Source organism: Streptomyces catenulae (assembly GCF_000718015.1).
Classification (GTDB): Bacteria; Actinomycetota; Actinomycetes; order Streptomycetales; family Streptomycetaceae; genus Streptomyces; species Streptomyces catenulae.
This window is the reverse complement of the sequence record NZ_JODY01000005.1, coordinates 66177-78213: the sequence shown is the minus strand read 5'-3', so window position 1 is coordinate 78213 and position 12037 is coordinate 66177. Positions and strand designations below refer to the sequence as shown.

The window sequence follows — 12037 nt, the reverse complement described above, 5'->3', positions numbered from 1 at the left end:
CGGACGCACAGTACAGCACCGCGCCGGAGCCCGCCGGGAACATACGTTCACCTGTACGAAGACATACGAAAATGTCGACCCGGACCTTTCCCGTCACCCCTGGAAGTCACCCATGACTTACCGGTAATGCCCGCCCGCGAGCACACCCCGACTTTTGAAGCTGGCCGAAAGGTAAGCTGCGTGGCCTCCTGTGAGGGCTGAGACTGAAGAGACACGACATCGCACTGCGGTGATGCCTGCCCCACGGGTTTCTCCTTCCTCCCCGGTGGATTTGCATCGCCCGACGGAGGTAGGCGCTGTGAGTGACGGGTCCGGATTACCAGCGGAAGGCAGACCGGCAAGAGATGCCGTACACAAGCGGCGTCCCGCGGGCGGAAGTCCGCGGTCGGCGGCATTCTTCGATGTTGACGAAACGCTCATCACCGCAAAGAGCATGTTTGCATTCCTGCGTCACTGGCTGGCGCGGAACGGCGACGACGGCACGCGGTACCGGCGCCGAGCCGACGAACTGCGGGCGATGGCCGCGCGGATGCCCCGCGAGGAGGGCAACCGCGTCTACTACACCCACTTCGCGGGCGTCCCCGCCGCGGAGCTCATGGCCGCCGGACGGGAGTGGTACGCGGAGTACCGCGAGGGGCCGGACGCCTTCGTCACGGCGACCGTCCGCGCACTCGCCCGCCACCGGGCCGCGGGCGACCGCATCGTCCTGGTCTCGGGCGGCTTCGCGGCCTGTCTGGGGCCGCTCGGCGAGGACTTCGGGGTGGATCTGACGCTCTGCTCGGACCCGCTGATCGGCGAGGACGGCGCGTTCACCGGCGAGATCGGCACGGCGATGATCGGCAAGGCCAAGGCGGTCGCCGTCGACCGGACGATCGCCGCGTACGGCCTCCCGGCGGCGGACTGCTGGGCGTACGGGGACCACTCCAGCGATCTCGACATGCTGTCCTCGGTGGGGCACCCGGTGGCCGTCGGCGACGACCCGGTGCTCTGCGCCCATGTGCGACGCCACGGCGGGAGCGTCCTGCCGAGTACGGGCGGACGCCGGGACGAGCCCGGGAGAACGGTCCCCTGACACCCCCCGCTCCCCCGCACGGCCCCCTGACACCCCACTCCCCCTCACGGCCCCCTGACACCCCCACTCCCCCTCACGGACCCCGACACTTCCCCCTCGCGAATATCCCCTTTCCGGAAAGGGGAGAGCAGCCCGATCACCACGTGCCTCTCGTGCACGGCCTCCTGGAGCCCACCCCTTTCCCGCTCCTGACATCCCGTCGACTGCGGTGGAAATTCTCTCCCGTCGGTGCCGTCGGAGCGTCTTCCGTCGGCCTCTTCCGGAATTCAGTGGCGTACACCGTGCGACGGCGCACGGGCGCTGACGCCTGCCGGTCATGTGATGAATGGAATTCACGCATGTCAGAAAGTGAAACGACCCCGCTCTTCATCGTCGGCGACCGTTACGAAGCCTTTGCCGACCAGACATCCGCCGTTACCGTCTCCCGGTTCATCGACCAATTACGGGCCGGTGCCCACCGCAACGCGGACGGCGACCGCACCCTGCTCCTCGCCGAGGGGCAGGGCGTCACCGCCTACGACTGGGACCGGATCGAGGAGGAGTTGCGGCGCGGCGACGCCCCCGGGCGCACCGTGATCGAACGCAGCCCGCGCGGGCGGCTGGGCAACCACACCGAGACGCACAAGCACCGCGAGAGCAATGTCCTCATCGCGGGGCTGACCCGCCGCTCCGAGACCGCCTTCCGCTCCTCGCTGCGGCTCCACAACGACCAGGAGCTGCAACTCGATCACCAGGCGAGCCATGTCCAGGGCATGGTCGTCCTGGAGGCCGCGCGGCAGATGTATGTCGCGGTCTGCGAGCGCTACTACACCTGCCACCGGCCGGAACACCGCTACAGCCATGTCTTCGCCCGCCTGGAGACCAGCTTCCGCAACTTCCTCTTCCCGCTGGACGCCACCCTCGACTGCGAGGTGCTCCAGGCGGATCTGAGCGACCCCGAGCTGCTGCTCTTCGACATCGAGGTCACCTTCCGGCAGGCGGCCCTGCACGTCGCCTCCGTACGGATGACGGGGACGGCGCTGCCCGCCACGGTGATGGCGCGCAAGGAGCGCCGCGGTGCCGAACGGGCCGTGCGGTACGCGCTCAAGCGGCTGCCCGCGCCGCCCGAACTCGCGGTCGCCGAGTGAAACGACCGGTGTGACCAGCGATCCATCGCCATGAGAAACCATGAAAGGGAACGCCTGCGATGACATCCCCCCTGCTTCTGGTGACAGAGGTGCCCGTCGCGCAAGAGACCGCACAGGAGGCGCTCGCCGTCTGGCAGGACCACCACCGCGCCGCCGGGGACCGCGGCAGCGTGCTCTACCGGAGCACGGAGACCCCGACCGTCCTGGAGCTGACCCCGCTGACCGGGCTCGCCGACCTCGCCGCCCGCGCCGACCGCTGGGGTGAACTGCGTACCGCGCTGGCGCCGCTGGCCACGGGCGATGTCCGCCGCCAGGTGCTGGAGTTCGTGGGGGCGCCGAAGCCCACTGCCGGGGAGCTGCCGGAGACGCCGTACATCCAGCTGCGCCATGTCGAGGTCAAGCCGCCGGTGCACGAGGAGTATCTGTCCTGGCGGGAGGGGACCATCTTCGCCGAGGTCCGCAAGTCCGAGCGGATCGAGGCGTTCCTCGCCTACCACTCCCTGCTGAGCACGGAGCCCGGCGTGATGTTCGTCGCCGGGTTCTCCTGCCCGCCGCAGGAGTATCTGCCGACGTTCGCCTCGGCGCGCTACGCGGAGATCGCCCGGCAGGCGCACCCCCGTTTCGTCACCGACGAGGGGCTCTACACCCGGATCTACCGCCGGGTGTCCGATACGGAGGCCCGCCGATGACGCGCTCCCGGACGTACGAGCTGAGCATGACGACACAGGGCCCGCTCTATCCGCCGAGCGAGGTGATGAACGCCGACGGGCACTTCGTGGTCATCGGCGGGATCAACCGGGCCCGGCCCAACGGTGAGGTGACGACCGGATGGGGCCGCGCGCTCGTCGCCGCGGACAGCGTCCTCCCGCCCTTCGGCGCCAACGCGCCGTACCGGATCATCCGGGAGCTGCCGCCGGAACTCTCCGCGGCGGACGAGGAGATGGTGCTCTGCACTCTGCCGCTGCCGCTGCCGTGCTCGAACTACACGGCGGTGATGGCACCGGAGCAGCAGCCCGACCCGTTCGGCGTGGTGCGGCCGAGCTACCCGTTCCACCAGGTGCCCATCCCGGATCTGCAACCGGAGGACGGGCCGAAGGTGACCGCGCCGGTGACGCTGGGCCAGTGGGTCAAGGCGCGCGGCAGCCTGACCGTGACACTGGTCGAGCAGGACACCGCGGCGGACTTCCGCGGGGAGTTCCAGGGGCTCATCCCGAACAGTCTCTACACCGTGATGGCCATCCGGCGCCGCGATCTCGACCCGGACGGCCCCTCGCACCCCAGCCCGTTCGGCGTCCCCAACGTCTTCATCGCGGACGAGGAGGGCAACGGCAGCTACCACGCCCGGCTCCCCGACCCCTTTCCGGCGCCCGACTCCCCCACCGCGGGCAACCGGATCGTCAACTTCGTCGTCCTCTGGATGAGTTACCAGATGAATTACGGCGGCGCCGTGGGCCACCACGGTCTGGGCTCGGACATCCACGCCCAACTGCGGCTGCCCGGCCCCGGTTTCACCGAATTCATCACCCACGCCTGACCGGGGCCGGTCACACCCCGAAAAGGGATTCCCTCCTCCTTCTGCATTCCCTTCCCCCTCTCCTGCGCCCCGGCGCGGATTTGTCGCTCCCGTACGGCGGCCCGGGCATTCCGGCGGCCGTACGGGAGCGGCGGGTCCGCGGCCCTGGCCCACCCCGCCCGACGCCCGCACGGCGGCGAATCCCCCGTACACCGCCGCGGCCACCGGAATGTGCGTCGGAATTCCCCTGTCTGCCGCCAGGGAAAGACGGCCTTCCGCCGCCCTGCCCCCCCTTTCTGATCGGAGTGCTCCATGCCGCACGGCCTGATTCCGACGCCCCGGGAAATACCCCGGGAAGAAGCCACCCCCCGGCCGCGCAATGCCGCCGCCGGACTCAGACGCCCCGTCGGAATCCGTTCGACCGGGCTCTACGTACCGCCCCGGGTGGTGACCAACGAGGAGCTGACCCGGACCCTCGACACCTCCGACGCCTGGATCACCTCCCGTACCGGCATCAAGGAGCGGCGTTTCCTCGAACCCGGCATGGCCACCTCGGACATGAGCGTCGCGGCGGCCCGGCAGGCACTGGCCGGTGGCGGCGTCGACCCGTCCGAGCTGGACGCCATCGTGCTGACGACGTTCACCCCGGACCAGCCGCTGCCCTCCACCGCGCTGATGGTCAAACAGGCGCTGGGCGCCCACCGCGCCATCCCGCTGGACCTCACCCAGGCGGCCTGCTCCGGCGGGATCTACGCCCTGCTCGTCGCCGCCCATCTGCTGCAGAACGACTCCTACTCCCGCGTCCTGGTGATCGGCGCCGACGCCGGATCGCGCGCCACGGACCCGCAGGACCGCGGCACCCGCGTCTTCCTCGGCGACGCCGCCGGGGCGGTGCTGCTCGGCCCGGGCGCCCCCGGCTTCGGACTGCTGTCCTGGGACACCGGCGACGAACTCTCCTACGACGTGGAGATCCCCGCGGGCGGCTCCCGCCGCCCCACCAGCCAGGAGACCGCCGACGGCCGCGGCCAGTATCTGAAGATGCTGGGCAAGTCCGTGTGGAACATGGCCACCGGGAAGCTGCCGGACAGCATCCGGACGACGGCGCTGCGCGCCGGGGTGGAACTGGACGAGGTGCGGTACTTCCTGCTGCACCAGGCGAACCTCAACATCATCCACGAGGCGATGCAGAGCCTCGGGGTGCCCGCCGACCGCGCGCCCACGACCGTCGGCCGGTTCGGCAACACCGCCGCGGCCAGCATGTTCACCGTGCTGCACGAGACCATGACGCGCGGCGTCCGGCACGGCGACCTCCTCATGATGTCCGGGATCGGCGCCGGATTCCTGTGGGGTTCGGCCTGCTTCCGCCACGACGGGCGGGGCTGAGCGTGCTCGCCGTGTCGGCCGTACGGGCCGACGCCCGGGACCCGCTCGGCTGCCTGACGGTCGCCGAGCGGGACGAGCCCGTGCCCGCCGCGGGCTGGACGACCGTGACGGTCCGCGCCGCCGCGCTGAACCGGCACGACCTGTGGACCCTCCGCGGCGTCGGCCCGGCCTTCCAACGCCTCCCGATCGTGCTCGGCTCCGACGCCGCCGGGGTGGACCAGGAGGGCAACCCCGTCCTCGTCCACTCGGTCGTCACGGAGGACACCCGCGGCGGCGAGGGGTCCGCCCCGCGGTGGTCGGTGCTCGGTGAGCGGTACGACGGAACGTTCGCGGAGCGGGTGGCCGTCCCCCGGGAGAACCTGGTGCCCAAGCCCGCGGGCATGTCGTTCGAGGACGCCGCCTGCCTGCCCGGGGCCTGGCTGACGGCCTACCGCATGCTCTTCGACCGGGCGGCGCTGGAGCCCGGCGCCACCGTCCTGGTGCAGGGCGCGGGCGGCGGCGTCGCGACCGCCCTGATCGTGCTGGGGTCGGCCGCCGGGTACCGGGTCTGGGTGACCGGCCGCAGCGCGGAGCGCCGTAAGCAGGCCGAGGCGCTCGGCGCGGAGGCGGCCTTCCCGCCGGGCGCGCGGTTGCCGTCCCGGGTCGACGCGGTGATGGAGACGGTGGGCGAGGCCACCTGGGAGCACTCGCTGCGCAGCGTCCGCGACGGCGGTCGCGTCGTGGTCAGCGGCGCGACCACCGGGGCGCTGCCGCCCGCGGAGCTGACCCATGTCTTCTTCCGGGAACTGACCATCACCGGCTGCACCCTCGGCAGCCGCGACCAGTTGGCGCGGCTCGCCCGCTTCTGCACCCAGAACCGGCTCGCCCCGGTGATCGACCGGGTGCTGCCGCTCTCCTGGGCCCGCGAGGGCTTCCGGGCGATGTCCGACGGAACGGTCTTCGGGAAAGTCGTCTTCACCCCGTGAGGGACAGCCCCCGGAGAATCCGCTGAAAGGAGCCCGGCCCACCCGTCGCCCATTGTGCGCGACACCCCCATCCAACGCCTTTTGCGCCTACCGCGCTTCCCTTTTCCTTTTCCTTTCCGGAACGGGTGGTTCGGCATGCGGTGAATGCCCATGCCATGGGCTTCGGACAGGTCTTGACGCTCAATTCTTCACCGGTATAGCTTCCCGTTCGCACGCCGTACCGGTCATCGAATCCCTCCTCAAGGAGCGTGACTTCTCATGGCAGTTCCCTCTCGCACCAAGGAATCCGTCGAAGGATTCGTCCTCGATGTGCTGGAGAAACTCGGTATCGAACGGGACCAGATCACCCTCGACGCCTCGTTCGACGACTTAGGGGTGGACTCGCTCCATGTGACGGAGCTGGGTCAGGCGGTCAACAGGGAATTCGGGATCGAGGTGCACGCCGCGGATCTGGAGGAGTCCCAGAGCCTGCGGCAGGCGCTGAACGCCATTTACGCGAAGGCCGGTCTCTAGGACAGGGAAGCCATGACCGTCACACTTGCCGGTGCCGGAGCGGCACTGCCCGAACGGGTCCTGAGCAACCACGACTTCGTCCATCTCGACACCTCCGACGAGTGGATCGTCCAGCGCACCGGCATCCGGGAACGCCGTCGGCTCGCCGCGGACGCGAGCCTCGCGGAGCTGGCCACGGACGCCTGTGGCCGGGCGCTGGCGGACTCCGGGGTCGCCCCACGCGACATCCACCAGGTGGTCGTGGCCACCTCCACCGCCGACCGGATCAGCCCGGGCATGGCCGTCGAGATCGCCACCCGGCTGGGGATCGACCGGCCCGCCGCCTTCGACGTCAGCGCGGGCTGCTCCGGGTTCCTGTACGCGCTGGACCACGCGATCGCGGCGATCGAGTCGGGACGCGCCGACCATGTCCTGGTCTGCGGCGCCGAGGCGCTCTCCCGGATCACCGACCACACCGACCGGAACACCGCGGTGCTGCTCGGGGACGGTGCGGGCGCGGTCGTCGTGTCGAGGGCGGAGGGCGGGCTGCGGCCGTCGTTCGTGCTCGGCTCCGACGGCACGCGGATCGATCTGCTCCATGTGCAGCAGGACAAGCTGCTCCGGATGCGCGGGCGGGAGATCTTCGAGAGCGCCGTGGATCTGATGGCCGGCCACACCGAGCTGGTGCTCGAACGGGCCGGTCTGGGTGCGGAGGCGCTGGACCTCTTCGTCGCCCACCAGGCCAACGCCCGGATCATCCATGCGGTCCGGCGGCGGCTCGGCGTCCCCGCCGAGCGGGTCTTCCTCAACGTCGACAAGGTCGCCAACACCTCCTCCGCCTCCATCCCGCTGGCCCTCGCCCACGCGGGGGAACAGCAACTTCTGCACCCCGGCGCCGTGTTGGGGCTCGCCGCCTTCGGCGCGGGCCTCTCCTGGGGCGCCGGTGTCATCACCTGGCGGAGCCCGGACGCCGTACGGCCGGACGGAGAACTCTCCGCCGGCCGGGGCGTGCGGTGAACATCGCGGGCGGGGTCGCGCTGATCACCGGCGGCACCTCCGGTCTCGGGCTGGCCACCGCGGAACGGTTCCTGCGGGCCGGTGCCCGTGTCGTCCTGGTGAGTCCGTCGCGGGACAAGGGCCGGGCCGTCGCCGAACGGCTCGGCGACGGCGCCGTCTTCGTCGCCGCCGATGTCAGCAGCGAGACGGAGGTCGGCGCCGCGCTCGACGCCGCCCAGGAGCTGGGTCCCCTACGTACCGTCGTGAACTGCGCCGGTGTCAGCAACGCCGTCAAGACCGTGGGCAGCCGCGGGGCGTTCCCGCTGACGGAGTTCACCGATGTCATCCGGGTCAATCTGATCGGCACGTTCAACGTCATCCGGCTCTTCGCCGCGCGCGTGAGCGGGGCCGAGGAGGTCGACGGTGAGCGCGGCGTCGTGATCAACACCGCCTCCGTCTCCGCCTTCGACGGGATGACGGGCCAGGCCGCCTACGCCGCGTCCAAGGGCGGCGTCGTCGGCCTGACGCTGCCGGTCGCCCGTGATCTCGCCGCCCTGAAGATCCGTGTGGTCACCATCGCCCCCGGGCTCTTCGACACCCCGATGTTCGCGGCCGTACCGGAGACGGCCCGCGCCGCACTCGGCTCCCGCACCCCGCATCCGGCCCGGCTCGGCGACCCGGCCGAGTACGCGGAACTGGCGCTGCACATCGTCGCCAACCCCATGGTGAACGGCGAGACCATCCGGCTCGACGGAGCCCTCCGCATGGCCCCGTGACGGAGCACCGCCCCTGAGCACCCCACTGCCCCCCAACACCCCAGAAAGGCACGGTCCCCATGCCCGGGAAAGACGGCATTCTGTCCGGCAAGGTGAGCCTGATCACCGGCTCCAGCAGCGGCATCGGCGCTGCCGCGGCGCGGGTCTTCGCACGCGAGGGCTCCGCCGTCGTCCTGATCGCCCGCCGCGAGGAGCGCCTGGCGGCCCTGGTCAAGGAGTTACAGCAGACCGGCGCGGAGGCGGAGTACGTGGTGGCGGACGTGAGCCGCTCCGCCGATATGCGGCGCGCCGTGGACTTCACCGTGGAGCGCTTCGGCCGCCTCGACACCGCGTTCAACAACGCGGGGTACGCCTGTGGCCGCACCCCGCTGCACCTGATGGCGGACGAGGAGTACGACCCCGTCATGGACACCAACGTCCGGGGGCTCTTCAACTGTCTGCGCCCCGAGATCACGGCGATGCTGGCGGCCGGGAACGGCGGCGCGATCGTCAACACCAGCAGCGTCGGCGGGCTGGTCGCCTCGCCGGTGGCGGCCCCGTACGTCGCCTCCAAGCACGCGGTGATCGGGCTGACCAAGGCAGCCGCCGCGGAGTACGGCGGCGAGGGGATCCGGGTGAACGCCATCGCCCCCGGCACCACCCGGAGCGAGCTGGTGGAGGCGTGGTACGCGCAGAACCCCGGCATCGAGCAGGAGTTGCACCGGACGACGCCCCAGCCGCGGACGGCCGATCCCGAGGAGACCGCTCAGGCGGCGGCGTGGCTGTGCAGCGAGCGGAGTTCCTACGTCACCGGTGTGACCCTGCCGGTCGACGGCGGCTTCACCGCGCTGTAGCGGGCCGCGCCCTCCGGGCTCTCCTCATCACCTTCCCGTCGTGACACAAAGGAGGATGTCGTGGTCGGTCGCCTCGAAGGAAGGGTGGCGGTGGTCACCGGCGGCGGTTCCGGTATCGGCCGGGCCGTCGCCGAGCGGTTCGCGGCGGAGGGCGCCGCGGTCGCTGTCTGGGATCTGGACGCCGGGGACGCCGCCGTCACGGTCGACGCGCTGCGGGAGCGTGGCGCGCGCGCCGCGGCGTACGCGGTCGATGTCGCCGACAGCGCCTCGGTCGGCCGCGCCGCCGCACGCGCGCTGGCCGCGTTCGGGCAGGTGGACGTCCTGGTGAACAACGCGGGCGTCTTCGACCACTACGCGCCGGTGCTCGACACCGACGAGGAGCAGTGGGACCGCGTCCTGGACATCAACCTCAAGGGGATGTTCCTGGTCACCAAGGCACTGCTGCCCGCGCTCCTCGACGGCGGCGGCACGGTCGTCAACACCTCCTCGATCTCCGGGACGGTGGCGGGCGGCGGCGGGATCGCCTACACCTCGTCCAAGCACGGTGTGCTCGGGTTCACCCGGCAACTCGCCGCCGACTACGGCAAGCAGGGGGTGCGGGCCAACGCGATCCTGCCCGGTGCCGTGGAGACGCCGATGACGCGGCCGATCCTGGAGCAGGGGGACGCCGCGATCCTCGAAACCGTCCGGAGCGTGCCCGCCGGGCGCCATGCGCAGCCGGAGGAGATCGCCCACCTCGTGCTGTTCCTGGCGAGCGACGAGTCCTCGTTCGTCCACGGCTCGGGCTATGTCATCGACGGGGGCTGGACCGCCCTCTGACCCCGTGACACCGGCGGCTCCGGAGGCCGTGCGCGCCGCACCGTCGACAAATGGACAGGTAGCCTGAAGAGATATACTGTGCAGGCTACCTGTTCACTTGGCGAAGTGGTGATGACGGACCGATGGATCTGGCAGCGTTGGCCATGGACCTGGATTTCGCGATGCGCCTGCTGCGCGGCCGTATCCGGGCGGAGTCGGGCGTGGAAGCCGAAGGGCTGTCCCGTCCCCAACTGACGGCGCTCTACCGCGTGGTGCGCGAGGGGCCGATCACCACCAGCGAACTGGCCGCCCTGGAGTACATGCGCCCCCAGTCGATGGCGCAGACCCTGACGGGCCTGGAGGAAGCCGGTCTGATACGGCGCACCCCCGACGAGCACGACGGCCGCCGCATCCTGCTCTCCGGTACGGAGCGCGGCAGCGAGCTGGTGACCGATCTGCTGGGGCTGCACGCCCGGTGGCTCAGTGCGGCGATCGCGGACGAGCTCTCCCCCGACGAGCAGGAGCAGCTGGCGTCGGCCGTGAAGCTGATGGGCCGCCTCGTCGACAGCACCGTCGGCCCCGTCGTCAGCATGCGGCGCAGGGGTGTCCACGGGGGTGCGCGGTGAGCGGTGAGTTAACCCGCGACAAGACCGCGGCGACCGACGATCCGGTCCGCACCCCGGGGTGGCGTCTGGTCGCGCCGCTGCTGGTGGGCTCGGCGCTCAACCCCATCAACAGCTCCATTCTCGCGACCGCGTTGGTGCCCATCGCCCGGTCGCTCCACGTCACCATCGCGGCGACCGCGGTGCTGGTGTCCTCGCTCTACCTCGCCAGCGCCATCGCCCAGCCCACCATGGGACGGCTGGCCGAACGGTTCGGTCCGCGGCGGGTGTTCCTCGCCGGGCTCTGTCTGGTCGGCGTGGGCGGCGTCCTGGGCACCCTGGCCCCGAATCTGGCGACGCTGACCGTGGCGCGGGTGCTGCTCGGCATCGGTACGGCCGGTGGCTATCCCACGGCGATGATGATCGTGCGGCGGTTCGCCGCACGCCATCCGGAGGTGAAGGTCGGCGGCACGCTGGGCGCGCTGTCGGCCGCCGGACTGGTGACCGCGGCCGTGGGGCTGCCGATCGGCGGCGCGCTGGTGGCGGTGGCCGACTGGCGGGCGACCTTCCTCGTCAACGTACCGATGGCGCTGCTCGGCATCGTGATGACCCTCTGCTGGGTCCCGGCGGACGCCGGTTCCGGTACCCGTGCCGCGGCGTCGCTGCTCAGCGAGCTGGACCCGCCGGGCATGCTGCTGTTCGCCGCCATGGTCACCTGCATGCTGCTGTTCTGCGGCGATCTGGCCCATCCCAACTGGCTGATGCTGACCGCGACGCTCCTCCTGGCGGTCGCGCTGGTGCTCTGGGAGCGCCGGGCCCGGCTGCCCTTCATCGACGTCCGGATGCTCGCCCGGAACCGGCCGCTGAGCATGACCTATCTCCGCGTCGGCGCCACCTTGCTGGTGCCGTACTGCATCCTCTACGGCCTCTCCCAGTGGCTGGCGGAGAGCCGGGGGATGTCGGCCATCACCGTCAGTCTCCTGCTGCTGCCGATGTCGTTCCTCGCCTCGGTGGTCACCATCCCCTTCTCCCGGCGGCAGCTCGTCCGCGGCCCGCTGATCGCCGCGGCGGCCGCGGCGCTGGTCGGCTCGCTGGCGATGGTGACGTTCAGCCCGCACACCCCGCTCGTCCTGATCGCGGCGGTGACGCTGACGTTCGGCGTGACGACCGGCCTCGGCTCCGTGGGCAATCAGACCGTGCTCTACGCGCAGTCCCCGGCCGAACAGGTCGGGGTGGCCTCGGGACTGCTGCGGACCTCCACCAATCTCGGGGCCATCATGTCCGCCAGCCTGGTGAGCCTGGCGCTCGGCAACACCGCCGGTGACGCGGGGCTGCACGTCCTGGGACTGGCCCTGGCCGGGCTCGCCACCGTGCTGTTGCTGGCCACCGTGCTCGACAGACTTCCGGCACACACCCGTTGACCCGGGTGCGGGTCACCGCCCGCGCCCCGGCTCCGCCCGGCGGGCCGTTTCTGTCGGGC

13 protein-coding genes are annotated in these 12037 nt (G+C 71.1%); all 13 read left to right on the top strand.

Going from position 1 to position 12037, the window contains the following annotated elements:
* The first annotated feature begins 298 nt into the window (after positions 1-298).
* The 13 genes from IF23_RS32470 to IF23_RS0107390 all read left to right on the top strand — a co-directional run bounded on the left by IF23_RS32470 (position 299) and on the right by IF23_RS0107390 (position 11978).
* Complete coding sequence (locus tag IF23_RS32470; protein WP_425423810.1) at positions 299-1072, top strand: HAD family hydrolase; 774 nt, start codon at positions 299-301, stop codon at positions 1070-1072.
* 338 nt (positions 1073-1410) lie between these two features.
* The gene (locus tag IF23_RS31925; RefSeq protein WP_051739364.1) at positions 1411-2199 is read left to right on the top strand and encodes an AfsA-related hotdog domain-containing protein; all 789 of its coding nucleotides are present in this window, start codon (positions 1411-1413) and stop codon (positions 2197-2199) included.
* A gap of 59 nt (positions 2200-2258) precedes the next feature.
* On the top strand, positions 2259-2888 hold the full coding sequence (locus tag IF23_RS0107440; protein ID WP_030281092.1) for a hypothetical protein: 630 nt from the start codon (positions 2259-2261) through the stop codon (positions 2886-2888).
* Entirely contained in the window at positions 2885-3733 is an 849-nt protein-coding gene (locus IF23_RS0107435) for a hypothetical protein (RefSeq protein ID WP_030281090.1), read from the top strand. The genes IF23_RS0107440 and IF23_RS0107435 overlap by 4 nt, the downstream gene beginning before the upstream one ends.
* A 291-nt stretch (positions 3734-4024) precedes the next feature.
* Positions 4025-5095, top strand: coding sequence for a 3-oxoacyl-ACP synthase III family protein (locus IF23_RS0107430; protein WP_037677617.1), 1071 nt, complete (start codon positions 4025-4027; stop codon positions 5093-5095).
* Positions 5096-5097: 2 nt separating this feature from the next.
* On the top strand, positions 5098-6060 hold the full coding sequence (locus IF23_RS0107425; protein ID WP_030281087.1) for a zinc-binding dehydrogenase: 963 nt from the start codon (positions 5098-5100) through the stop codon (positions 6058-6060).
* A 258-nt stretch (positions 6061-6318) separates the two neighbouring features.
* The gene (locus IF23_RS0107420) at positions 6319-6573 is read left to right on the top strand and encodes an acyl carrier protein (RefSeq protein ID WP_051739362.1); all 255 of its coding nucleotides are present in this window, start codon (positions 6319-6321) and stop codon (positions 6571-6573) included.
* Positions 6574-6585: 12 nt separating this feature from the next.
* Positions 6586-7569: a beta-ketoacyl-ACP synthase III gene (locus IF23_RS0107415; RefSeq protein WP_051739360.1), complete on the top strand. Its 984-nt coding sequence runs from the start codon at positions 6586-6588 to the stop codon at positions 7567-7569.
* Complete coding sequence (locus tag IF23_RS0107410; RefSeq protein WP_030281083.1) at positions 7566-8324, top strand: SDR family NAD(P)-dependent oxidoreductase; 759 nt, start codon at positions 7566-7568, stop codon at positions 8322-8324. Before IF23_RS0107415 ends, IF23_RS0107410 begins: the two co-directional genes overlap by 4 nt.
* Positions 8325-8383: 59 nt before the next feature.
* On the top strand, positions 8384-9157 hold the full coding sequence (locus tag IF23_RS0107405; protein WP_030281082.1) for an SDR family NAD(P)-dependent oxidoreductase: 774 nt from the start codon (positions 8384-8386) through the stop codon (positions 9155-9157).
* 60 nt (positions 9158-9217) lie between these two features.
* Entirely contained in the window at positions 9218-9976 is a 759-nt protein-coding gene (locus IF23_RS0107400) for an SDR family NAD(P)-dependent oxidoreductase (protein WP_030281080.1), read from the top strand.
* 122 nt (positions 9977-10098) lie between these two features.
* Positions 10099-10581, top strand: a complete 483-nt coding sequence (locus IF23_RS0107395; protein WP_030281079.1) for a MarR family winged helix-turn-helix transcriptional regulator — start codon at positions 10099-10101, stop codon at positions 10579-10581.
* Positions 10578-11978: an MFS transporter gene (locus tag IF23_RS0107390; RefSeq protein ID WP_245654920.1), complete on the top strand. Its 1401-nt coding sequence runs from the start codon at positions 10578-10580 to the stop codon at positions 11976-11978. The genes IF23_RS0107395 and IF23_RS0107390 overlap by 4 nt, the downstream gene beginning before the upstream one ends.
* Positions 11979-12037 lie beyond the last annotated feature (59 nt).